The following is a 21,888-nucleotide window of genomic DNA, read 5'->3' on the forward strand; positions in this document are numbered from 1 at the left end:
TGCGGGACGCCCGGGACGGGCCCGGATCAGCGGGGCTGCGGGGTCGGCGCCGGTGCGTCCGGGAGGTCGGGGGCCAGGGCGACCCGCCGGGCGTCCCAGCTGCCGTAGCGGGGGTTGACCCGGACGTGCAGGGCGAGGGCCGCCTCCGCCAGCGCCCCGCGGACCTCCGCGTCCCCCGCCTCGGTGTCCGCGTCCAGCCCCCGCGCCGCCGCCAGCCGCCGGATGCCCGCCTGCTGCCGGTAGTAGTCGTCCACCTCGGCCACCGGGACGCCCCGACGGGCCAGCACCCGCTCCAGCTGCGCCGCACCGCCCGCCCAGGCCTGGTCAGCCGCGCGGGCCGCCGCCACCTCGGCCGGGTCGAGGCTCAGCCCGCGGTCCGCCAGCGCCCGGCTCACCAGGGCGTCCAGGACCAGCTGGGTCACCACCCGGCCCGCCAGGCCCTCGGAGCCGGCCGCGGCGTCCCCCGGCGAGGGCTCGGCGACCGTCCGCAGCTCGGCGGCCCGCTGCTGCACGGCCGAGAGGCTGATGCGCCGGCCGTCCAGCACCGCCGCGGTACCGACCTGCACCGGGCCGCCGCAGGAGCAGGCCAGCAGCGCGAGGAGCACGGCGGCGGCAGCCGGCCGGAGCCGGGAGGCGGCTGCGGCGACGGTCGTGCCGGCGGTCGTGCCGGCGGTCGTGCCGGCGGCCCGACGGTTCATACGGGAGCCTCCCGGGGTGCGGGCGGTGCGGTGGATGCGGGCGGGTGCGGCGGGCGCCGGCGGTGCGGTGGATGCGGGCGGCGCGCCGCCGGCACCCGTTCGGGTTGCTGCGGGCAGGACGGGTCCGGGGTCCCGACGAGCGGGAGGTACCGGGACCGGCGGGCGCTCCCGAGGGTAGGCCGCCCGGTGCCCCCGGGCGGGGACCCTGCTCCGAACGGGCGACACCGGCCCGGTCGCGGCCCCGGGCCGGGCGGCGGTCGACGGACGGGCGGACGGGCGGACGGGCGGACGGGCGGACGGGCGAGGGCCGGACGGGCGAGGGACGGGCGGATGCTCAGAGGGGGAGCCGGAACAGCGAGGCCGGCGGCCGGTCAGCGCCCGGTCGCGTACGGGTTGCCCGGGGCGGGCGCGGGCCAGCCGCCCGAACGGGGGTCGAAGGGCGGCGGCACCGGGGGCCGCTGGGTGGGCGCGGGGGTCGGCGGGCGGCCCGTGCGGCGGTGCTGCTGGAGCTGGTCGAGGCTCTGCCGCAGGCGCCGGACGTCCGGGTGGTGCGGGCCCAGCAGCCGTTCGCGGTCCAGGAGCAGCTGGAGCAACCACTGCCAGGCGCCCTCCGGGTCACCCCCGGCGGCGAGCAGCAGCCCGATCCGCTCGCGCAGACCGTGCACCCGCTCGGGGTCCGGGTCGAGCCCGGCGTCCACCCGGGCCGAGTGGGCCGCGAGCAGTGCCCGGTACTCGGCCAACGCCTCCGCACCGTGGCCCAACTGCTCCAGGCAGCCGGCCGCCCGGTACCGGTGCTCCAGCCCCGCCGGGCCGTGCGGCCCGCCCTCGGCGGTGCCGGCCAGCAGCAGGTACTCGGGCAGGGCGTCCCGGAAGCGCCGCTCCTGCAGCAGGGTCCGGGCGTAGATGGTGCGGATGGTGCGGACGAGCGGCGCGCCGTCGCCCTGCTCGGCGCGGGCCCGCGGGAGCAGCCTCGCGGCCAGGTCGATGACCTCGGCATGACGCTTCGCGGCGACCAGGTCGGACAGCTCGGCGCAGGCGTCCGCCAGGTCTCCGGCCGGTTCAGCCCGCGGCGACCGGCCGCTCGCGGCGGGCGGCGGCGCGGGACGGCCCACCGGCGCGGGCGCCGTGGGCAGTGCGGTCATCAGCAGCGGACGCGGTTCGGCCGTCCCCCGGTCGTCGTTGTCTGCCGTCCCCCGGTCGTCGGCCGGCAGGCTGCCGGCCGGCACCGGCGCGCCGGGAGCGGCGTACGCCCCGACGGCTTGCTGCGCGCCGGGAGCGGGCTGCGCCTGCGGCGGCCCGACCGGACCGGGAGCCGGCTGCGGCTGGTGCGGATAGCGGAACGGAAGGGTGGGATCGGGCACCGGGCCGTACCGCGGCTGGAGCACCGGGCCGGGCGGCGACGGCAGCAGGGGCAGCAACCGCGCGTACACCTGCTGGGCGTCGGCGGGGCGGTCGGCGGGCTGCTTCGCGAGCAGGTCCAGGACCAGCGCCTCCAACGGCGCCGGTACGTCCGCGCGCAGGTCGCGCAGGGGGACGGGCGGCTCGTCCACGTGACGGCGCAGGACGCCCAGGGCGGTGGGCGCCCGGAAGGGCTCCTCACCGCAGAGCATCTCGTGCAGCAGGCAGCCGAGGGCGTAGAGGTCGCTGCGGGCGTCGGCGGTGGCGGCGAGGGCCTGTTCGGGGGCCATGTACGCCGGGCTGCCGATCGGCACGCCGGTGAGGGTGAGCCGGGTCGCGTCGGCCTCCACCGCGGTGGCGATGCCGAGGTCGAGCAGCACCACCCGGCCGTCGTCACGGACCATCACGTTGCTCGGCTTGATGTCCCGGTGGACCACCGGGACGGCGTGCACGACGGCCAGCGCGGCGCAGATCTGGGCGGCGACGGCGGTCGCGTGGCCGACCGGGAGGGGGGCCTCCTCGGCGATCAGGTCGGCCAGGCTGAGCCCGGGGACGCGCTGCATCACGAGGTACAGCTCGCCGCCGTCCTCCCCCGCGTCGAACACGGTGACCAGGCCGGGGTGGTCGAGAGCGGCCGTGATCCGGCACTCCCGCAGGAAGCGTCGGCGCAGCTCCTCGCCGCGGCTGCGGCGGTGCGGTTCGGCGGTACCGGCGGGAAGGAGGTGGTCGGTGTGCAGCAGCTTGACGGCGACCCGGCGGTCCAGGCGCTCGTCGTACGCCGCCCAGACCTGCCCCATGCCGCCGTGCCCGATCTTCTCCGCCAGGCGGTACCGGCCGCCGATCACTCTCGGTGCGGTCACGGCCGGTCCTCGCGGGACTGCCGGCGCAGCAGTTCACCGAGCTCCTGCAGTTCGTCGGCGGACCGGCCGGAGGTGGGGCTCTCGACGGCGGGAGCGGGGGCGGGGGCGGGGGCGGGGGCGGGAGCAGCTGTGGGTTTGGCGGCCGCGGGGGCCCGGTAGCGGGCCACCAGGGCATAGGGGTCGGCCTCGACGGCCGGCGGCGGGTACCAGGCGGACTGCACCGGCGGCATCGGCTGCCCGGGCAGCACCTGCTGGACGGGCTGCATCTGCTGGAAGGGCTGCACCTGCTGGACCGGCTGCAGCTGCTGCATCGGCGGGTAGGGGTAGCCGCCGGGGGTCTGGGCCGGGGCGGGCCAGAGCGCCCGGCGGTCCATCGCCAGGTAGTGCAGGGGCGCACCGAGCCAGAGCAGGACCATGGCGACGGTCCCGACGGTGTCGGCGGTGTTCGGGGCCTTGCTGCCGCCCGCGAGCGCGATGCTGACCAGGAACACCACGAAGACCAGGCTGAAGAGCACCGCGCCGACCACGTCGGCCACCCGCCTGCGCCGCACCGCCAGGAGCAGTGAGGGCACGATGCCGAGGATCCCGACGGTGAGCAGCGGCGCGAGGCAGCACAGGACGCGCCCCGGTACGCCGAACCGTCCCGGCGGCCGCCCGGCCGCACCACCGGGCGCGGGACCGCCGGCCGGCGGTCCGAACTGACCCGGGTAGTGCCCTGCCATGTGCGCTCCTGAACGGTGGTGACGACGCTTCACGAGGAAGGATGCGAACCCCGCACACGCTACCGTCCGGGCTGACGCGCCGGTGGGCTTCCGTGCCACCGGCGACGCCCGCCCCCAGGTCCGCTCCCCTGCACCGCCCCCGGCTGGGGCCGGCCGGCTCGGACCGGCCTCCCCGCTACTCCCCCGGCTCGTCCGTCCGCCCGTCCTCGTGTCCGCCCGGCACCACCGCCAGGCTGCCGTCCGCCAGACCGTCCGTCAGGCCCTGGGCCAGGGTGCGGCCGAGCGCGGCGGCCCGGTGCAGGGCGGTGTCGAAGGCGGCGACCCGGGCGAAGGCCGCGCCGAGCAGGCGCTGCCGGGCGATCGGCAGCCGGGGCAGTTCGACCCGGCGGACGTCGAGCCGGGCGGTGGTGGACGCGTGGCTGGCGGCACGGCGGTTCAGCGCCGTGGAGCGCAGCTGGCCGGCCAGGAACTCGGGGTCGACCAGGGCCGGATCGGGCCGCAGCAGGTGCAGCTGGCGGCCGAGCGCCACGCCCTCCCAGGGACCGCCGGGCAGCACCACCCCGGCCAGCCCGCCGAGGGCCGGTACCAGGACGTCGCCGGCGCGGGTGAGCAGGGCCGCCTCCGGGCCGTCGGAGTCGGTCACCGCACCGGGCGGATCACCGGCGGCCAGGTCCTGGTCCGTCAGCAGGGGCGTGCCGTCGGCGCCGTCGGCGGCCGGACGCGGCGGGGCGCCCGGACCGGAGGAGTGGATCTCCAGTGCGCCGCTCCTGGCCAGCTCGCCGACGGTGACGACGGCCGGCGGGTGGGCCGGCGGGTGGGCCGGCCCGACCTCGGGGGGCCCGGCGTCGGGCTCGGCGAGCCCGGCGAGCAGTTCGGTCAGCCGTCCGCGCAGGTGGGCGAGGGCGGCGGCGCCGCCGACCGGGGCGGCGGGCGGGACGTGGCGGGCCGGTGAGAGGTCGGTCTCGTCGTCCAACAGGTCGATCGCGGCCATCACCCGGTGCACGCCGGGCCGGTCGACGGGCAGGGGCCGTCCGGTGGCGGCGGCCTCGTCGAAGGCCTGCCAGGACTCCAGCACGGCGCCGCGCAGTTCGGGCCAGTCGACCCGCTCGCGGCCGCCCTCGCCGGAGGAGTGGGACGTCGCGGCGTCCAGCAGCAGCACCTGGCGGAAGTCGTCGCCGGGCGCCGGCCGGCGCAGCACCCACAGGTGCAGCGGCACGCCGTACGGCGGCGCGGCGCCCGCGGGCAGGGCGATCACGGCGCGCAGGGCGCCGGAGCGCAGCAGCTCGGCGCGGACCCGTCGGCCGGCCCGCCGGGAGGCCACGGTCGGCGGCAGCAGCAGGGCGGTGAGGCCGCCGGGCCGGGTGTGGGAGAGGCAGTGCAGCACCCAGGCGAGCTCGGACTCGCCGCGCGGGGGCAGCTGCCCGGCGGGCCAGCGGGAGTCGTACTGGAGCTCGTCGTGGCCCCAGTCGCGCTCGTTGTAGGGGGGCTGGCAGAGCACGGCGTCCACCGTGCGGCCGGGGTGGGCGTCGGCGCGCAGCGAGTCGCCCGCGCGAAGGTCGAGCCCGAGCGGGCCGGGGGCTGCGGCCGGGGCGTGCAGGGCGAGCCGGAGCAGGGCCAGCGCGGCGGTGACCGGATCGCGGTCCTGCCCGTAGCGGGTGGTGGCGGACGGAAGTGCGAGCAGGACGGCGCCGAGCCCGGTGGCCGGGTCCAGCGCCGCCGCCCCCGGCGCGGCGAGTGCGGGCCCGGCGACGGCGGCCAGCAGGCCGGCGGCCTCGGGCGGGGTGGGGCTGAGCTGGCGGGTGTTGGCCTCGGCGTACCGGGTGAGCAGTTGCTCGTACGCGGCGGCGGGCGGCGAGGCCGGGAGCGGACCCGGACCGCCGGCGGCGACGGGGGTCGGGGCGGTCGCGGGGCCCGGGGCGGCAGCGGGGGTCGGGGTGGTCGCGGCGGCCGGGGCCTGCTCGACGGCGAGCCGGGCGAGCAGCCGGACGAGGTCCAGGTAGGTGCTGCCGAGCAGGCCGGGCAGGCCCAGCTGGGCGGCGCCGTCCAGGCCGAGGGTCTGGGCGGCGATCCGGGCGAGCGCCCGGGGGAGCGCGGTGGCGAGGTGCGTGTCGGGCTCGCCGGCCAGGGCCTGCCAGGCCTGGGGCTCGCGGTGCAGCAGCAGCAGGAAGGCGCCGGCCGGCACCAGGGGCGCGGCGGGGTGGCCGGCGGGGTCGCGGAGGGTCTCCAACTGCCGCCAGGCGTGTTCGAGGACGGGGAGCTCGGCGATCTTGCCCTGGCCCTGCAGCCAGTTCTCGACCTCGGCGAGGGCGAAGGTCGGGCTGGCGTCGCTGCCGCCGACCGGGCGCGGGAAGTCCGGGTGGCGACGCCGCCAGTTGCTGACCGCGGCCCGCCCCACTCCGGCGAGCCTGGCGATCTCGACCGCGGTCACCTCGGGGCGGTCCGGCATTGGGGGCTCCTTCGGTGCGGCTTCGGGTGCTGCAGGGGTTCAGAGCTACAGGGCTTCAGGAGTGCAGGGCTTCAGGGGTACGGCCCGAGCCCATGGCCCGTGTGACCACACAGCATAGCCAGAGCGGCTCCGCATGGCTGTTCACACGTGAACAGAGAGGTTTCATGAATCGCTGTTGACATCGTTCACAGCGGATGGTGTGATCTACCCATCGCTTCAAGCGGCAGCCGAGCCGCGAAGGAGCACCCGCCGCACCGATGTGGAGACCGTCATGTCCTTCGCCACCACCGCCCGCCGCCGTTCCGCCGCCCTCCTGGTCGGCGCCGCCCTGGTCGCCCTCAGCGCCACCGCCTGCTCCTCCGGCGCCTCCGTCTCGACCAGCCCGAAGCAGACCGCCGCCGCCCCGGCCGCCGACGGCGCCAAGCCGGCCGACAGCGGCAAGCCCGCCGACCAGGGCGCGGCGAAGGCCCCGGCGGCGGCCAAGGTCGGCGACACCATCGCGCTCAAGGGCATGGAGAAGAGCAACACCGCCGACGTCACCGCGGTGAAGGTGGTGGACAACGCCGAGAGCGGCGACGAGTACCTCAAGCCCGCCGACGGCAAGCGCTGGGTCGCGGTCCAGTTCCAGATCAAGGCCACCGGCAGCAAGGCCTACAGCGACGCCCCGCTCGGCGCCGCGAAGGTCGTCGACACCCAGGGCCAGGCCTACGGCCCGAGCTTCACCGACACCACGGCCGGCCCGAGCTTCCAGACCCCCACCACCATCGCCCCCGGCGAGACGGGCAAGGGCTTCATCACCTTCGAGGTCCCCAAGGACGCCAAGCTCGACAAGATCCAGTTCGGCCTGGACGCCGGCTTCGCCGACCAGACCGGCCAGTGGAAGATCGGCTGATCGGTCATCACGGCGAGGGGCACCCGGCGCACCACCCCGGCGAGGTCAGCGGATCAGGCTTCGTCCGGGGCAAGGGTCGGCCCCGCCGCGAGGAACACCCGGGCCCCTGCGCGCACAGCGGGCCAGTCGGTGACACGGTTCCGGGTACGGGCCCGCTCCAGCCACCCCGCCCGGTCCAGGTGCTCACGGCGGAGCTGTTCCAGGTCCAGGTCGACACCGACCGGCGGACCGGAAGCCTCCAGGGTCGCGACGCGCTGCTCCATCGCCGCCAGCAGTGCACCGTCCAACTCGGTGACGGCGGCCAGGAAGTCGTCGGTCGGCAGGACAAGACGACCGGCCGGCGGGGCCGCGAACCCGATCCGGTGGCCGGGCTCGTGCGTCCAGGTGAGCGTGACCCGATCGCCTGCCTCGTCGACCGTCCGCCACCAGCGGGGCTGCGGGGCGTTGACCAGCGGGCCCATGTACATCGACCGGCGGCCGTGCCAGTCGGCCGCCGCCTCGGCCTCGGGGGCGATGTCGTCCTCGTCCCAGATCGGATGCCCGGAGAGGTCGCTCGACACGAAGGCGACCAGATCCCGGGGTACCGGCTCCAGCACGTCCGCCAGGATCTCCAGTACGTCCTCCCAGATCCGGACCACGAAGTAGTCGACGTACGGGTGCACTTCGCCGCCGGACTCCTCGCGCCACCGCCGCAGGGTGGCCTCCGAGTAGCGCAGCAGTTCCTGACCGCCCGCCTCGATCCAGTAGCAACCCGCCGTCAATGCGAACCAGTGCAGGACGGGGTGGCGCTCGTCTCCCCACGGGGCGACCTCGCCCAGCGCCCGCAGTTCGAACCGGAACCGCAGTCCACCACTCAAGAGCCGTCCCCCTTCCCGCTCGATGCCGCCGCCTCGAAGAGCGAACACCGGACGGGTGGCGAAATCCTCGCAGATCCCCACACCGTCCGGGCCACCAGCACACGCACCGCATGGACCGGGGCCCGGTCACTCCCCCAGCATCGGTAGGCGTGTCCCCGGCGCGGGGACGGCGGGCGGCCCGACGTGGTGGGATGGCATCGTGAGCCGCACCACCGAGGAGTCGAACCGCCGCATGCTGCGGGCCAGGGACGCGATGGACCGCGCCTACGCGCAGCCGCTGGACGTCCCGGCCCTGGCCCGGATCGCCCATGTGTCGCCGGCGCACTTCGCCCGCACCTTCCGGGCCACCTTCGGCGAGACGCCGCACCGCTACCTGCAGCGCCGACGGGTCGAGCGGGCGATGTTCCTGCTGCGCGAGAGCGACCGCAGCGTGACGGACATCTGCTTCGAGGTCGGTTTCGGCAGCCCCGGCACCTTCAGCCGGACCTTCCGCGAGATCGTGGGCCGCTCACCGAGGACGTACCGCCGGGAGGCGGTGGCGGCCGGTGTGCCGACCTGCTTCACCATGGCGTGGATGCGGCCGAGCGACTGACCGCCACCGTTCCACCGCCACCGCCAACACAGCAGATTCGGACAAGTTTTCCGCCGGCCCGGTCAGTAGCGTGGTTCCCATGTTCAACGCCATCACGCAATCGCAGATCTACGTTCTCGACCAGGACGAGGCCCTCGACTTCTACGTCGGCAAGCTCGGCCTGGAGGTCGCCGCCGACGTCCCGCTGGGCTTCATGCGCTGGCTGACCGTCAGCGTTCCGGGCCACCCGGAGCGCCAGGTCCTACTGGAGAAGCCGGGGCCCCCGGCGATGTCCGAGGAGACCGCGCAGCAGGTCCGCGAACTGGTCACCAAGGGGGCGATGGGCGGCTGGCTCATCTTCACCACCGACGACTGCCACAAGACGTACGAGACCCTGCTCGGCCGGGGCGTCGAGTTCACCGAGGAGCCCACCGACCGCCCGTACGGGATCGACTGCGGCCTGCGCGACCCGTTCGGCAACCGCATCCGCTTCACCCAGCCGAAGGCCTGAGGTCCGTCGGCGCCGCCCTGCCCGCCTCTCCCGGCGGGCGGGGCGGCGGCGCGCTCAGCCCCGCACGTTGGCGATCATGCGGCGGAGCACCTTGAGCGCGATCACGTAGTCCGCGTCGGGGATGCCCTGGTGGATCCGGTCCCGGACGCCCGGCGCGATCGCCAGCAGCCGGGCCCGGCCGGCGTGCCCGGATTCGGTGAGGGTCAGGCGGCCGTCGGCGCCCGGCGTGATCCAGCCGCGTTCCAGCAGGTCGTCCAGCACGGCGCCGTACGTGGACACGTCGCCGATCTGCGGCGTCATGTACCGGCCCAGCGCCTCCGCCAGCCCCTCCCGGGTGAGGCCGCCGTCGACGATGGCCAGGCGGTTCAGGGTCATCCAGTGCCGCTGGGTGACGCCGAGCCTGCCCTGTTCCGCATTGATGAAGGCGATGACGGCCGCGTGCGCCTCGCCCGTCCAGTACCCGACGGGTTGGTCGGCGAGCTCTTCGTCGGTGAGTTCCATGGTGTGGCCCGCTCCCCCTGTGGTCGACCGGCAAGTTCGGTGACCACGCTAGGAGTTGAAGCGGGCTTGAGGTCAAGGGCCGGGGGCCGGGGGCCGGGCTACGCCACCGCCCGCAGCGTGTGGAGTTCGAACCAGACCCCCTTGCTGGGCAGTCCGAACCGCGAGTCGGTGACCCCCCAGCCGTCGGCCACCGCGTCGACCAGACCGAGGCCGCGACCGCCCACCTGGTCGTCGGTGGCCAGCCGGAGCCTGGGGCGCTCCGGACTGCTGTCGTGGACCGAGACCCGGACCCGCGTCCGGTCGGCCGTGAACTGGAGGTGGACCAGCCCGCCGGCGTACCGGTGGGCGTTGGTGACCAGCTCGGACGTGCAGAGCGCGGCCCGCTCGGCGAGGTGCCCGAAGCCGATGAGGTCCAGCACGGTGGTGACGAAGTCCCGGCAGATCTTGGGCGCGATGGCCGCCGCCGGCAGCATGATCGTGCAGGAGTGGGGGAACCAGAAGGGCTCCGGGCGGTCCGAGAGAACGTCAATCGTCATGGCGGACTTCTCCGTACGGTGATGGTGACGGGACGTCGGGCGGTGGCGATGTCGTCCCGGCCAGGCCGGGGCGATGCACTTCCGGCTGACGCCGGTCACGCTGGGCGGTCGATGCGACACTTACGGTAGGGCACGAGATTTTTACGGCACAACCTTGTGCTGATGATTCACCCGGACGTGTCTGGCCCCGACTGCGGTCAGTGCGCCAGACTTCTGACGGGTCGAAGGAAGAGATGCATGCCACCGAGGATCAACCCGTCCGCGCGCCATGAACGCCTGGGCTCAGAGCTGAGAAAGCTCCGCGAGAAGGCAGGACTGACGGCGCGTGCGGCCGCGAACCTGATCGGCTCGGATCAGGCCCAGATGTCCAACCTGGAAGCAGGGCGCGTAGGCGCCAGTGCGGAACGCATCCGACGTCTGGCGTTCCACTACGCCTGTGACGACACCGCGCTGATCGACGCCCTGGTGGCGATGGCCACGGATCGGACGCGCGGTTGGTGGGAGGAGTACCGAGACATCCTGTCCCGTGGGTTCCTCGATCTGGCCGAGGCCGAGTTCCACGCCGTAGCGGTACGTTCGGTCCGCATCGCTGAGATCCCGGGCTTCATGCAGACCGAGGCACACGCACGGGCCGTGTTCAGCTACTACGTGCCCGGAATGCTCTCCGCCGATCTGGAGGCCAAGGTGGCTTTCCGTGTTCAGCGACGGGTGCTCCTGCAGCACACTGCCGACGTGCGAGCCGTCATCCACGAAGCCGCGCTCCGCATGAATGTGGGTGGCACCGCCGTCGCCCGAGAGCAACTCACCCTGCTGCTTGAACTGTCGGAACGACCGAACGTGGAGATCCGTGTCATCCCGTTCTCTGCCAGCGAATTCGCCGGTGCCAGCGGTTCCATGTACTACCTGGCCGGACCTGTACCTCAGTTGGACACCTTGCACTTCGATTCGCCTGTGCGCGGCACCTTCATGGACGCGGAGGCCCTGCTCTCCCAGCACCGACGCCTGTTCTCCAAGGTGCAAAGCTCAGCCCACAGCCCGCAGGAGTCACGCGACTTCATCGCCCGTGTACTCAAGGAGCGCTGAGAGGTCCGCCGGCCGTCAGGTCGATCTGACGGAAGTCCACTCACCGCAGCGACCGGGCCGGTGCGGCCGAGCTCGCAAAGCTTTGGTCAACGCTCCCCGGAGAACGGCGCTCCGTACGCCACCGGCCGCTCCGGCCCGGCATAGTGGCCGAGGTGCGGCGCGGGGGCGCTGCACCTTCCGGGGGGAACGATGAACGACATCCACGTCCACACGGGGACGCTGCGCCAGGCCGCCGACGGGCTGGGGAGTACGGCCACCCAGGTCGGCCCGGCCGCGGGCCACTGGCTCGACCAGAGCTACCCGGCCGCGAGCACGCTGGCCGGCTGGGAGTCCGGCAGCGCGCTCAAGGACTGCGCGGACGCCTGGCAGACCCACATGAAGTCCGTCGTCGCCCAGTTGCACACCTATGCCGAGCAGCTGCGCGACTCGGCGCACAACTACGACGCCGCGAACGAGGAGGCCAACCGCCGCTTCGGCGCCGCGCTGGCCGACCTCCGTTCGCAGGAGCGCTGAGCGGATGGACATCGCAGCGCTCAAGGCGGCCAACAGCATCAGCACCCAGGCCGCGGCCGACGGCTGGATGGCGCTCTCCAAGGAGTCCTGGCAGGCCGTCAACGACATCCACGCCAACGGTGTCGACCCGCTCAAGGCCGACTGGAAGGACCGCGTCGGCGAGGTCGCCGCCCGCAAGCTCGACGAGCAGGCCAGGATCCTGGAGGCGGGAGCCGACATCATGCGCGGCGTCGCCATGGTGCTCGACGCTCTCTCTGTGGCGATCACCAGGGCCAAGCTGACCCTCAACTCCGCCCTCGACCTGGCCAAGGCTCACGGGTTGACGGTCGACGAGAGCACCGGGGTCGCCCGTGACCCAGCCGCCACCACGACTCCGGCCGCCACCTCCATCGTCCAGGAGGTCAACGCGCTGCTCCGGGAAGCCCTGCGCGAGGCGACCCAGGCGGACCGCCAGGCGGCGGCCGAGCTCCGCAAGCTCGGCACAGCCACCTGCGAGACCGACCCGGCGAAGGCCCTCAACAGCCTTCAGGGCGAGGCCTCCCAGGTGGAGCTGAACATGTACACGGATGGCATCCCCGACGGCAAGGACCCACGCCTGGTCGCCGACTGGTGGAACGCCCTGCCCGACAACCAGCGCAAAGAGCTGATGCTCTCCGACCCGGTCACGCTGGCCAACCTGCCGGGCATCCCGGACGACGTGAAGCTGGGACTGCGGGGCGGCCCGGGGGCCAAGTACGACCGGGTGAAGATGGTGCAGTGGACGCTCGACCACTGGAACGACGTCAGCGGCGACATGGACGAGGACAACTGCACCAACTTCGCGTCCGAGGCGCTCCATCAGTCCGGCGTGAGGTTCAAGGGTTGGAACACCCTGGACGACGACGGCTGGTTCCGGGGCGGCGGCGCGTCGGGCCTGGGGTCGACGGCCGACTCCGTCATCCCCGGGCACACCCACGCCTGGGGCGGGGCGCAGAACATGCACGACTTCATGGTCGCCCACGGCGGCAGGGAACTTACGCCCGATCAGGTCAGGCCGGGCGACCTGGTCTACTACGAGGAGGATTCGGACCAGGACGCGGACGATCGCAAGGGCCAGATCCATCACACGGCGATCGTCACCGCCGTCACGCCCGACGGGGACATCCGCTACTCCCAGCACAGTGGCGGCATGAAGAACGCCAGCCTGGGCGGGCGGATCGACACGTTCCAGGAAGGTCGTGGCCATCAGAAGCTGCACTACGTCCGGGTCGAACCGGACTGGTACTAGGAGGGCCGACAAGTGCAGCAGCCAGTCACCGGGCTCCGGCCCCTCAAAGCCCGCTACCCGCTCCTGTTGATCTGCCTCGGGTGGGCGTGCTCAGCAGTCGCCGACCAAGCCGACAGCCGCTACGTCACGGATCTGCTGACGGCCTGCCGGGACAGCCCGGGGATCCCGTTCTTCGGCCCGGCCGCCGGGTGGGCCGGGCTGCTGGCTGCCGCCACCGGTACGGCCTGGATCGTCGGGCAGCTGGCCGCCGTCATCCGCAAGCGGGCCCGGCCGAACAGCTGGACAGGCGGTTCGCTGTTCGCCGTACTGCCCGTGGTGCTGCTCGTGCTACTGCTCCAGAGCCACATCCTCTCCAACGCCGTCGACGACGTCGGCCACCAACGCACGCACTGCATGGGTCTGGCCCGGCCACCGGTACTGCCACGCTGAGGGCCCGGCCGGCGGAAGACCGGTGGACCGTCCAAGGCCGCGGGAGGCGGGTCCCCGCCTTCCGCCGTTTGAGGGACAGGTGAGAGCACCCCTCGAAATGCCGGTGCCGACCACCTGGCAGGAGTCGTCGTTCTCCGGCGGCGGTGGCGGCGCCGACTGCGTAGAACGGGCCGCGCCGGACGGCGCGGCGCCGCCCCCGGCCCCGCGGGGCCGTCAGACCGCCGCGCGGGCGAGGCGGAGCAGGCCGGCCCGCATCCGCTGTTCGCCGAGTTCCGGCAGGAGCGCGGCGACGTGGTCGGCGGCCACGGCGGCGAGCAGGGCGTGGGCGGTGTGCTCGGGGTCGGGGGCGGTGGTGAGCAGGATCGCCACGTGGCGGTGCCAGAAGCGGTAGGCCCCGATGCGGTACCGGGCTCCGGGGGTGGCGGTCTCCGACATCCGGACCAGCGCCAGATGCTCCAGCAGGTAGTCGAAGTAGGCGTCCAGGAAGGCGGCCAGGCGTTCGTCGGCCGGGGCCCCGGGGCCCAGCGGGGGCGGGCCGCTCAGGACGGCCTCCTGGAGCACGCGCTCGCGGGCGTCGAGGAGTGCGGCCGCCAGCCCCGCCTTGTCGCCGAAGCGGCGGAACAGCGTGCCCTTGCCGACGCCGGCGGCGGCGGCCACCTGGTCCATCGAGACCGCTTCGACGCCGTGTTCGGCGAACAGCCCGGCCGCCGCCTCCAGCACCGCGACCCGGTTGCGCGCCGCGTCCGCGCGCTCCTTGGGCGGTGGTGTGCGGAGCAGTTCCAGGGGGATTGCCGAAGCGGACTGCGGTCCGTTACTGTCGTGAGCCATAAGAGGACTGTAGTCCGATTCCTTTGGAGGCAGTGGCATGACCGCACTCATCACCCGTGACGAACTGGCGGCGGCGATCGAGGCCGGCACCGTGACCGTGCTCGACACCCTCGGCGGTGCCTACTACGACCAGCAGCACCTGCCGGGCGCCCTCCCGCTGGTCCTGGCCGAGGTCGACGCCCGCGCACCCGCCCTGCTCCCCGACCGGGACGCAGCGATCGTCACCTACTGCTCGAACCCGGCGTGCCCCAACAGCGGCCAGGTGGCCGACCGGCTCACCGCACTCGGCTGGACCAACGTCCGCAAGTACCGCGAGGGCATCCAGGACTGGGCCGAGGCCGGCCTCCCCACCGAGTTCGCCTGACCGCCCGCCCGGTCCGCAGGCCCCTGAACACCGGGTCCGCCGGCCCCTGAACACCGGAGCCGCCGGCCCCTGAACGCGGGGGCCGGCGGACCTGGAAGGCCCCGTCAGCGCTTGGCACCCGCCAGGTCGTCGAACATCGCGGACAGGAACTCGCTGCACCAGGTGAGGAGTTCGCGGCCGACCAGCGGCTTGCCGCCGATCCGGCCGGTGGACGGGCGGGGCACCAGGAGCTGCTGGGCGGTGGCCTTCACCTGGCTGCGGGGGTAGAGCCGGTTGAGGCGCAGCTCCTGGGACTCGCGCAGGTCCACCGGGCCGAACCGGACGTTCGCGCCCTGCAGGGTGATGTCGCCGATGCCGCACCGCCGCGCGTACAGCCGCAGCGCGGCGACCAGCAGCAGGTTCTCCACGGCCTCCGGCAACTTGCCGTAGCGGTCGGTGAGTTCCTCCCGGACGTGGACGATGTCCTGCTCCGAGTTGACCGCCGCGATCGAGCGGTAGGCCTGCAGGCGCAGCCGCTCGCCGGGGGCGTAGTCGTGCGGGACGTGGGCGTCGACGGGCAGCTCGATCTTGACGTCGAGCGGCTCCTCCTCCGGCTCCGCGCCGCCGTTGGCCAGCGACTCGCGGAACTCCGCGACGGCCTCGCCGACCATCCGCATGTAGAGGTCGAAGCCGACGCCGGCGATGTGCCCGGACTGCTCGCCGCCGAGCAGGTTGCCGGCGCCGCGGATCTCCAGGTCCTTCATGGCGACGTACATGCCGGCGCCCATCTCGGTGTGCTGGGCGATGGTGGCGAGGCGCTCGTGGGCGGTCTCCGTGAGCGGCTTCTCCGGCGGGTACAGCATGTAGGCGTAGCCGCGCTCGCGACCGCGGCCCACCCGGCCGCGCAGCTGGTGCAGCTGGGAGAGGCCGAAGGTGTCGCCGCGCTCGACGATCAGGGTGTTGGCGTTGGAGATGTCGATGCCGGACTCGACGATGGTGGTGGCCACCAGGACGTCGAACTCCTTCTCCCAGAAGTCGACGACGACCTTCTCCAGCAGGTTCTCGCCCATCTGCCCGTGGGCGGTGGCGACCCGCGCCTCGGGGACGAGCTCCTTGATCCGGGCGGCCGCCCTGTCGATCGACTCGACCCGGTTGTGGATGTAGAACACCTGGCCCTCGCGCAGGAGTTCACGCCGGATCGCGGCCGAGATCTGCTTCTCGTCGTACGGGCCGACGAAGGTCAGCACCGGGTGCCGCTCCTCCGGCGGGGTAGTGATGGTGGACATCTCGCGGATGCCGGTGACCGCCATCTCCAGGGTGCGCGGGATCGGGGTGGCCGACATGGTCAGCACGTCCACGTTGGCGCGCAGCTTCTTCAGCTGCTCCTTGTGCTCGACGCCGAAGCGCTGCTCCTCGTCGACGATCACCAGGCCCAGGTCCTTGAACCTGGTCTCGGAGGAGAACAGCCGGTGGGTGCCGATGACGACGTCCACCGAGCCGGCGAACAGGCCCTCCAGGACGGTCTTCGCCTCGGAGTCGCTCTGGAACCGCGACAGCGCCTTCACCGTCACGGGGAAGTTCGCGTACCGCTCGGCGAAGGTCGAGAAGTGCTGCTGGACGAGCAGGGTGGTGGGCACCAGCACCGCCACCTGCTTGCCGTCCTGGACGGCCTTGAAGGCGGCCCGCACCGCGATCTCGGTCTTGCCGTAGCCGACGTCGCCGCAGATCAGCCGGTCCATCGGGACGGACTTCTCCATGTCCGACTTGACCTCGGCGATGGTGGTCAGCTGGTCGGGCGTCTCCGCGTACGGGAAGGCGTCCTCCAGTTCGCGCTGCCAGGGGGTGTCCGGGCCGAAGGTGTGACCGGGGGCCGCCATCCGCGCCGAGTAGAGCTTGATCAGGTCGCCGGCGATCTCGCGGACGGCCTTCTTGGCCTTCTGCTTGGTCTTCGCCCAGTCCGCGCCGCCCAGCCGGTGCAGGGTGGGCGCCTCGCCGCCGACGTACTTGGTGACCTGGTCGAGCTGGTCGGTCGGCACGAACAGCCGGTCGCCGGGGTGGCCGCGCTTGGCGGGGGCGTACTCCAGCACCAGGTACTCGCGGGTCGCGCCCTGGACGGTGCGCTGCACCATCTCGACGTACTTGCCCACGCCGTGCGCCTCGTGGACGACGTAGTCGCCGGCGGCCAGCGCCAGCGGGTCGATGGCGTTGCGGCGGCGCGACGGCATCCGGCGCATGTCCTTGGTGGAGGACTTCTGGCCGGAGAGGTCGGTCTCGGTGATGACGGTGAGCTTCAGCGCCTCGTCGACGAAGCCGTGCTCGATCGAGCCGCAGGAGACGTACACGACGTCCCGGGTGGGGGCCTCGGCGAGGTCCGCGACCAGGCGGGACGGGATGCCCTCGTTGCCGAGCACCTCGGCGAGCCGGGAGGCCGGGCCGTGGCCCTCGGTCACCATGACGACCCGCCAGTCGGCGGCCAGTCGCTCCTTGGCGTCGGCGATCGCGCGGGCGGTGTCGCCCCGGTAGGCCTCCACCGCGTGCATGCCGAGGGTCAGCGTGTTGGTGTCGAACTCCAGTACGGAACTGACCGAGGAGTCGCTGGTGGCGAACGGGCTGACCGACCACCAGGGCAGGCCGATGCCGGCCGCGTGCTCGCGGACGTCGGCCAGCGACCAGAGCGAGGCGGCCGACACGTCGATCGCCTCGACGTCGATCGGCCGGTCCCCGCCAGAGGCGGCGGCGACCCAGGAGGCGTGCAGGAACTCCTGGCTGGTGGCCACCAGGTCGGCGGCCCGGGTACGGACCCGCTCCGGGTCGCAGACCACGGTGACGCTGCCGGCCGGCAGCACGTCCAGCAGCAGTTCCATGTCGTCGACCAGCACGGGCGCCAGCGACTCCATGCCCTCCACCGCGATGCCCTGCGCGATCTTGTCGAGGATCTCGCGCAGCTCAGGGTGTGCCTCGGCCAGGTCGGCGGCCCGGGCCCGGACCTCGTCCGTCAGCAGCAGTTCGCGACAGGGCGGCGCCCACAGGCCGTGCTCGGCGATCTCCAACGACCGCTGGTCGGCGACCTTGAAGTAGCGGATCTCCTCGACCTCGTCGCCCCAGAACTCCACCCGCAGCGGGTGCTCCTCGGTCGGCGGGAAGACGTCCAGGATGCCGCCGCGGACGGCGAACTCACCGCGCTTCTCGACCAGTTCGACCCGGGAGTAGGCGGCGGCGGCGAGCCCCCGGGCGACCGCGCCCAGGTCGTGCGACTCGCCGCGCAGCAGCGCCACCGGCTCCAGCTCGGCCAGGCCCTTGACCTGCGGCTGGAGCACCGAACGGACCGGTGCCACGATCACCTGGATCGGCCCGGCCCCGAGGTCTCCGTCCGCCCGCGGGTGGACGATCCGGCGCAGCACCGCGAGGCGACGGCCGACGGTGTCCGAACGCGGCGAGAGGCGCTCGTGCGGCAGGGTCTCCCAGGCGGGGAACTCGGCGACGGCGTCGGGGGGCAGCAGCGAGCGCAGCGAGGCCGCGAGGTCCTCGGCCTCGCGGCCGGTGGCGGTCACGGCGAGTACCGGGCGGCCGCGCTCCCCGTCCGCGCGGGTGGCCAGGGCGCGGGCCAGCGCGGCGACGGCGAACGGCCGGGCGGCGGGCGGTCCGACCAGGTCGAGGTGCTGGCGGGCGCCCGCCGAGGCACCGGTGGCGGTGGCGGCCTCGATCGCCTCCGCCAGGGCGGCGTCCCGCGCGACGACATCGAGCAGTCCGGTCAGGCTCATGTGGAGTCTCTTCTTCGTCCCGTAGCTGGAGTGCCCACGCACCGGGAGACCGGCCGGGCAACGCGAACGGCCCGGCGCGCCGAGCGGCCGGGGGTGTCCAGCCTACGCCGGACGACGGACGCTGACGCGGCGTACCGGCCGCGCCGCGTACGGCCGCGCCCGGAATGCGGCGAATGAATGCCACGAAGTGGACATACTCCTGTCACTGGCCGTCCATGGAGATCGCGCAGCATGGTGAATGTGCCCGCCGCACCCAACCGTGGGGGATGGCTGCGGAGGACACGGACGCAACCCGATGGGGGTCGGGATGCGCGGCCGGGCGACCCTGGGTGGGGGCGCCCGCCCAATCGCCGGGAACCGTGGCGCCCTTTCCTGGAGGGCGCCACGGGTCTCGGCCCTCTTGCGTTCCGGCCCGTCCGGCCTCGCTCGGACGCCCCGCGCCACCACGTCCGCGCCGCCACGTCCGCGCAACCTCGGCGGCCCGGTCTCCCGACCGCTCGGGAGAACGCCGTAGCCCGTCCCGCCCGCACCCGACGTCGTGGGCCCCGAGCGTCGGACACACCCAACGACGTGGGCCCCGGGCGTCGGACGCGGCGACGGTCGGGGCCCACGGGCGGAATCGACGGTACGGCGGGGCGTGAACGGCTGCCCGCGCCGTGCCCGGGCCGGTGCCCTGCCACCGCCCCCGCGGTGCCCGATCGGGCACCGCACGGACGGCGGCGCGCGGACGGCGGCGGACGGTGACGGCGGCGGGCCGCCCGGATCAGCTGCGGCGCGGCACCACCGTGTGCGGCGTGGCGTACTCGGAGCCGTCGTCCACGATCACGATCTTCGGGATGATCCGGGTCGCCACGTCCTCGGCCTCCGCGGGTGCCCCCGCCGAGGGCGCGCCGGCGGGCCGCGGCGGTACGGCCGCGGACTGCGCCGGCCCGGCGGGCGCCACGGGTGCGACCCGGCCCGGCACGAATCCGGCCTCCGGACCGGCCGGGGTCACCGGCAGGACCTCGGTGGCGGCGTCGGCCGGCACCGCGGGCGCGGCACCGGGCGCCGGAACGGCCGCCGAGGGTGCGACGGCCGAGGGAGCGGCCGAGGGCGGAGCGACGGCCGGCAGGGGCGTGGAGCCCTGGGCATCCGCCGCGGGGGCGGGCTCGTCGAGGGCGTCGAGGGTCAGGACGATCTCCCCGGTGTCCGCCTCCGAGTCCACCGGCCCCGCCTGGGGCACCGCCGTGGCGACGCCGGGCGCGGTCGCCGCCACCGCCGGGGCGACGCCGGGAACGGCCACCGCCACGGCCTGGGCCGCGCCGGGCGCGGTCGCCGCAGCGGTCTGCGGCTGGGCCTGCGCGCCGGGAACGGCCGCCGGCTCGGGCTCGATCGCGCCGACCGCCGCGCCGGTGAGCGAGGCCAGGGTGCCCTTGATGTGGTCCAGGTGCTGCTGGACCACCTCGTAGCGGGCCGCGAAGTCGGTCTGCTCCTGCTCGCTCGCGGCGTTGATCCGCTCCGCCTCCCGGCGGGCCCGGTCGATCAGCTGGTCGGCCTTGGCCTGCGCCTCGGCGTCGGACTGCTTGATCCGGCCGAGCACCGTCTCGCGGTACTGCTCGGCCTCCTTGAGCCGGCGCTCCGCCGTCATGGTGATCTTGGCGTCCTCGGCGTCCGCCGCGGTCACGGCGGCGGCGAACATCTCGTCCGCGCTGCGGCGCAGGTCCGCCAGGACGGCCTCGGCATGCTCCGAGGCCTCCGCGGCGGCCACCCGGACCTTCGCGGCGTGCGCGGTGGCGGCGTCCCGCACCGCGCGGGCGTCGCGGTCCGCCTCGCCGCGTAGCTTCTCGGCCTCGGCCCGGGTGCGCTCCTCGCTGCGCCGGGAGGCCTGGTCGGCCTCGGCCCGCAGGGCGGTCGCGTACTCCTCGGCGGCCTTGGCCAGCGCCAGGCCGGCCTCGTACACCTCGTCCCGGGTGTCCTCGGCGAACCGCTCGGCGGCCTCGCGGACGGCGGCGGCCTCGGCCTCGGCGGTCCGGGCCAGGCCGGCGGCCTGCTCGCTGAGCGCCGTGTAGTCGGGCTCCGGCGCGTCCTCGGCGGCCTGCAGGAAGTCGGCGAGCCGCTTCTCCATCTCGCGCAGGCCGGCCCCGAGCACGCTCAGCCGCTCCCAGGCGGCGTCCCGCTGGGCGGTCAGTGCGACCAGGGAGCGGTCGACCTGTTCGGGCGCGTAGCCACGCCGGCCAACGGTGAAGCCGTACTGGGAGACGGCGTCGCTCATGGGCTCTTCTCCTCGTGATCACGGGCTTCGGAGCCCAGGGCCGGTGCGAATCGATGCGTGGCGAGGAGCGGGCGGGTAGGACCGTCCTCTTGACCTATTTTGCGCAGATCATGGCGAAACCCCAACGAGGCACCGCCGTGCCGATAGGCCCGATGGGTCGTACCTCAGGCCGGTACGACCCACCTCACCTGCGGCGATCGGTCAGAGCAGGCCGTCCCAGAACTGTTCGAGCAGAACGGCCCACCACGTGTCCGCCGACTGCAGGGCCGCCGGGTCGATCGCGGCCAGCTGGGTCTGGAAGTCGGTGGTCCAGCGGCCCGCCTGGTCCGGCGTGAGCGAGTACCGCAGCCGCCACATCCGGCCCAGCAGGGCGAGCGAGCGGACGAACTCCGGCACACCGGTGTTGACGAAGCGCGGCGGCTCCCCGCCGCCCTCCAGGTCGACCGCGACCACGGCCGCGGTGCCGTACTGCACGCACAGCTGGCGCCCGTAGTCGTTGCCGAGCACCAGGTAGCCGCCGAAGTCCGGCCCGCCGTGCACACCGCGCTCGGCGGCCAGCTCGGCCAGCGTCGGGATCGGCCGCCCCTCCTGCGCCTGGGCCCAGAAGAAGGGGCCGAAGTCGCGCGGCAGCCCGGCCCACATCAGGGTCTGCGCCACCGGCTCCGGCACGCCCTGCCGGGAGACCGCGCGCTGCTCGAACCGGAACACCGCCGGCCCGAAGGCCTGGCCGAGCTCCGCCGCCAGCTGCTGCGGCGCGAGCGGCGGCAGCGGCGGCACGCTGCCCGGGGCGGGCAGCGGCGCCCGGACCGGACGCGGGCGCTGCGGCGCGGAGGCCAGCTGGTGCAGCTCGTCCAGGTGGTCCAGCAGGTGCGCCATGCCGGCCTGCCGGGCCTGCTGGTCGCGGCCGTAGGCCGCGGTGTGGGTCAGCCGCACGTTCGGCCAGGACGCCCTGATCATCCGCGCGCAGTAGCCGCCCGGCAGGTCGCAGGACTCCAGCTCGGTGTACAGCTCCAGCACCTGCTCCGGCGGGACGTTCAGCCGGCGCAGCTCCTGGAGGATCTTCCACTCCGGGTGCGGCGTGCCCGGCTCGCTGCGCTGCAGGAGCTTCTGCTCCGAGCCGTCCGGGGCCCGGTAGCTGAGTGCGGCGAAGTAGCCGGGGCCGACCACCGGGACGCCCGCGGGCACCGGCGGGCCCTGCGGGGCGGGCGCGGGCGGCGGCACGGCGGCGGGCGCGACGGCCGGGCCCGGCTGGCCGGGCAGGGCCGCGCCCGGGTAGCCGTAGCCGACCGGCGGCATGGCCGGGCGCGGGGTACCGGGGCCGCCCGGCACCTCGACGGCGTGCGCCAGCTGGGTCCGCTCGTAGGCGACTCCGGCCGCGGGCCCGGCGTCGGGCGCCGGAGCGGGCGGCGCGGGCGGCTCGG

The 21,888-nt window shown here is 74.3% G+C and carries 19 protein-coding genes; 8 read left to right on the plus strand and 11 right to left on the minus strand.

All coding sequences use genetic code 11. The annotated features are described in order from the left end of the window. Nucleotides 1-26: 26 nt before the first annotated feature. From ACFTWP_RS35405 to ACFTWP_RS35420, 4 genes are all read right to left on the minus strand, one after another. Complete coding sequence (locus ACFTWP_RS35405) at nucleotides 27-698, minus strand: hypothetical protein (protein ID WP_380269154.1); 672 nt, start codon at nucleotides 696-698, stop codon at nucleotides 27-29. Nucleotides 699-1,069: 371 nt separating this feature from the next. Further along, nucleotides 1,070-2,956, minus strand: a complete 1,887-nt coding sequence (locus ACFTWP_RS35410) for a protein kinase (RefSeq protein ID WP_380269155.1) — start codon at nucleotides 2,954-2,956, stop codon at nucleotides 1,070-1,072. Further along, nucleotides 2,953-3,678 carry a hypothetical protein gene (locus tag ACFTWP_RS35415; protein WP_380269156.1) on the minus strand — a complete coding sequence of 242 codons (726 nt, stop codon included), beginning with the start codon at nucleotides 3,676-3,678 and terminating at the stop codon, nucleotides 2,953-2,955. The genes ACFTWP_RS35410 and ACFTWP_RS35415 overlap by 4 nt, the downstream gene beginning before the upstream one ends. Before the next feature lie 175 nt (nucleotides 3,679-3,853). Then, a complete protein-coding gene (locus tag ACFTWP_RS35420; protein WP_380269157.1) occupies nucleotides 3,854-6,124 on the minus strand; it encodes an N-6 DNA methylase in 2,271 nt (756 codons plus the stop codon). 271 nt (nucleotides 6,125-6,395) lie between these two features. Here ACFTWP_RS35420 and ACFTWP_RS35425 point away from each other — a divergent pair, with 271 nt between their 5' ends. Then, on the plus strand, nucleotides 6,396-7,016 hold the full coding sequence (locus ACFTWP_RS35425) for a DUF4352 domain-containing protein (protein WP_380269158.1): 621 nt from the start codon (nucleotides 6,396-6,398) through the stop codon (nucleotides 7,014-7,016). Nucleotides 7,017-7,069: 53 nt separating this feature from the next. Here the strand turns inward: ACFTWP_RS35425 and ACFTWP_RS35430 are convergent, their stop codons facing one another. Next, a complete protein-coding gene (locus ACFTWP_RS35430; protein ID WP_380269159.1) occupies nucleotides 7,070-7,873 on the minus strand; it encodes a DUF5984 family protein in 804 nt (267 codons plus the stop codon). Nucleotides 7,874-8,105: 232 nt separating this feature from the next. On the opposite strand from ACFTWP_RS35430, the gene ACFTWP_RS35435 reads away from it, so the two are divergent. Further along, a complete protein-coding gene (locus ACFTWP_RS35435; RefSeq protein WP_380269173.1) occupies nucleotides 8,106-8,465 on the plus strand; it encodes a helix-turn-helix domain-containing protein in 360 nt (119 codons plus the stop codon). A gap of 79 nt (nucleotides 8,466-8,544) precedes the next feature. Continuing rightward, nucleotides 8,545-8,955 carry a VOC family protein gene (locus ACFTWP_RS35440; protein WP_380269160.1) on the plus strand — a complete coding sequence of 137 codons (411 nt, stop codon included), beginning with the start codon at nucleotides 8,545-8,547 and terminating at the stop codon, nucleotides 8,953-8,955. A 54-nt stretch (nucleotides 8,956-9,009) separates the two neighbouring features. On the opposite strand, the gene ACFTWP_RS35445 is transcribed toward ACFTWP_RS35440, so the two are convergent. Continuing rightward, nucleotides 9,010-9,456, minus strand: a complete 447-nt coding sequence (locus ACFTWP_RS35445) for a MarR family winged helix-turn-helix transcriptional regulator (protein WP_380269161.1) — start codon at nucleotides 9,454-9,456, stop codon at nucleotides 9,010-9,012. A gap of 98 nt (nucleotides 9,457-9,554) precedes the next feature. Continuing rightward, complete coding sequence (locus tag ACFTWP_RS35450; protein WP_380269162.1) at nucleotides 9,555-9,992, minus strand: ATP-binding protein; 438 nt, start codon at nucleotides 9,990-9,992, stop codon at nucleotides 9,555-9,557. Nucleotides 9,993-10,229: 237 nt separating this feature from the next. Between ACFTWP_RS35450 and ACFTWP_RS35455 the strand changes: the two genes are divergently transcribed. From ACFTWP_RS35455 to ACFTWP_RS35470, 4 genes are all read left to right on the plus strand, one after another. Beyond that, nucleotides 10,230-11,075 carry a helix-turn-helix domain-containing protein gene (locus tag ACFTWP_RS35455; protein ID WP_380269163.1) on the plus strand — a complete coding sequence of 282 codons (846 nt, stop codon included), beginning with the start codon at nucleotides 10,230-10,232 and terminating at the stop codon, nucleotides 11,073-11,075. Nucleotides 11,076-11,264: 189 nt separating this feature from the next. Continuing rightward, nucleotides 11,265-11,588, plus strand: coding sequence for a type VII secretion target (locus ACFTWP_RS35460; protein ID WP_380269164.1), 324 nt, complete (start codon nucleotides 11,265-11,267; stop codon nucleotides 11,586-11,588). A 4-nt stretch (nucleotides 11,589-11,592) separates the two neighbouring features. Next, nucleotides 11,593-12,855 (plus strand): amidase domain-containing protein, encoded by a 1,263-nt coding sequence (locus ACFTWP_RS35465; RefSeq protein WP_380269166.1) that lies wholly within the window; start codon nucleotides 11,593-11,595, stop codon nucleotides 12,853-12,855. A gap of 12 nt (nucleotides 12,856-12,867) precedes the next feature. Next, nucleotides 12,868-13,284 carry a hypothetical protein gene (locus ACFTWP_RS35470; protein WP_380269167.1) on the plus strand — a complete coding sequence of 139 codons (417 nt, stop codon included), beginning with the start codon at nucleotides 12,868-12,870 and terminating at the stop codon, nucleotides 13,282-13,284. A 213-nt stretch (nucleotides 13,285-13,497) separates the two neighbouring features. Here ACFTWP_RS35470 and ACFTWP_RS35475 read toward each other — a convergent pair whose 3' ends face one another. After that, nucleotides 13,498-14,112 (minus strand): TetR/AcrR family transcriptional regulator, encoded by a 615-nt coding sequence (locus ACFTWP_RS35475; RefSeq protein ID WP_380269168.1) that lies wholly within the window; start codon nucleotides 14,110-14,112, stop codon nucleotides 13,498-13,500. Between the two features lie 37 nt (nucleotides 14,113-14,149). Here ACFTWP_RS35475 and ACFTWP_RS35480 point away from each other — a divergent pair, with 37 nt between their 5' ends. Continuing rightward, nucleotides 14,150-14,476, plus strand: a complete 327-nt coding sequence (locus ACFTWP_RS35480) for a rhodanese-like domain-containing protein (RefSeq protein WP_380269169.1) — start codon at nucleotides 14,150-14,152, stop codon at nucleotides 14,474-14,476. A gap of 104 nt (nucleotides 14,477-14,580) precedes the next feature. Here ACFTWP_RS35480 and mfd read toward each other — a convergent pair whose 3' ends face one another. From mfd to ACFTWP_RS35495, 3 genes are all read right to left on the minus strand, one after another. Beyond that, on the minus strand, nucleotides 14,581-18,216 hold the full coding sequence (gene mfd / locus ACFTWP_RS35485) for a transcription-repair coupling factor (RefSeq protein ID WP_380269170.1): 3,636 nt from the start codon (nucleotides 18,214-18,216) through the stop codon (nucleotides 14,581-14,583). Between the two features lie 763 nt (nucleotides 18,217-18,979). Further along, the gene (locus ACFTWP_RS35490; RefSeq protein ID WP_380269171.1) at nucleotides 18,980-20,467 is read right to left on the minus strand and encodes a hypothetical protein; all 1,488 of its coding nucleotides are present in this window, start codon (nucleotides 20,465-20,467) and stop codon (nucleotides 18,980-18,982) included. Between the two features lie 201 nt (nucleotides 20,468-20,668). After that, a partial coding sequence (locus tag ACFTWP_RS35495) for an SUKH-4 family immunity protein (protein ID WP_380269172.1) occupies nucleotides 20,669-21,888 on the minus strand: 1,220 nt, incomplete at its 5' end.

Origin of the sequence: Kitasatospora sp. NPDC057015, from assembly GCF_042673745.1 — a bacterium.
Classification (GTDB): Bacteria; Actinomycetota; Actinomycetes; order Streptomycetales; family Streptomycetaceae; genus Kitasatospora.

Bases quoted from the DNA above. Each gene is read 5' to 3' on its own strand.
- ACFTWP_RS35405 (WP_380269154.1), bottom strand. From the start codon at position 698: ATGAACCGTCGGGCCGCCGGCACGACCGCCGGCACGACCGCCGGCACG.
- ACFTWP_RS35415 (WP_380269156.1), bottom strand. From the start codon at position 3,678: ATGGCAGGGCACTACCCGGGTCAGTTCGGACCGCCGGCCGGCGGTCCC.
- ACFTWP_RS35420 (WP_380269157.1), bottom strand. From the start codon at position 6,124: ATGCCGGACCGCCCCGAGGTGACCGCGGTCGAGATCGCCAGGCTCGCC.
- ACFTWP_RS35425 (WP_380269158.1), top strand. From the start codon at position 6,396: ATGTCCTTCGCCACCACCGCCCGCCGCCGTTCCGCCGCCCTCCTGGTC.
- ACFTWP_RS35435 (WP_380269173.1), top strand. From the start codon at position 8,106: ATGCTGCGGGCCAGGGACGCGATGGACCGCGCCTACGCGCAGCCGCTG.
- ACFTWP_RS35440 (WP_380269160.1), top strand. From the start codon at position 8,545: ATGTTCAACGCCATCACGCAATCGCAGATCTACGTTCTCGACCAGGAC.
- ACFTWP_RS35445 (WP_380269161.1), bottom strand. From the start codon at position 9,456: ATGGAACTCACCGACGAAGAGCTCGCCGACCAACCCGTCGGGTACTGG.
- ACFTWP_RS35450 (WP_380269162.1), bottom strand. From the start codon at position 9,992: ATGACGATTGACGTTCTCTCGGACCGCCCGGAGCCCTTCTGGTTCCCC.
- ACFTWP_RS35455 (WP_380269163.1), top strand. From the start codon at position 10,230: ATGCCACCGAGGATCAACCCGTCCGCGCGCCATGAACGCCTGGGCTCA.
- ACFTWP_RS35460 (WP_380269164.1), top strand. From the start codon at position 11,265: ATGAACGACATCCACGTCCACACGGGGACGCTGCGCCAGGCCGCCGAC.
- ACFTWP_RS35465 (WP_380269166.1), top strand. From the start codon at position 11,593: ATGGACATCGCAGCGCTCAAGGCGGCCAACAGCATCAGCACCCAGGCC.
- ACFTWP_RS35475 (WP_380269168.1), bottom strand. From the start codon at position 14,112: ATGGCTCACGACAGTAACGGACCGCAGTCCGCTTCGGCAATCCCCCTG.
- ACFTWP_RS35480 (WP_380269169.1), top strand. From the start codon at position 14,150: ATGACCGCACTCATCACCCGTGACGAACTGGCGGCGGCGATCGAGGCC.
- mfd (WP_380269170.1), bottom strand. From the start codon at position 18,216: ATGAGCCTGACCGGACTGCTCGATGTCGTCGCGCGGGACGCCGCCCTG.
- ACFTWP_RS35490 (WP_380269171.1), bottom strand. From the start codon at position 20,467: ATGAGCGACGCCGTCTCCCAGTACGGCTTCACCGTTGGCCGGCGTGGC.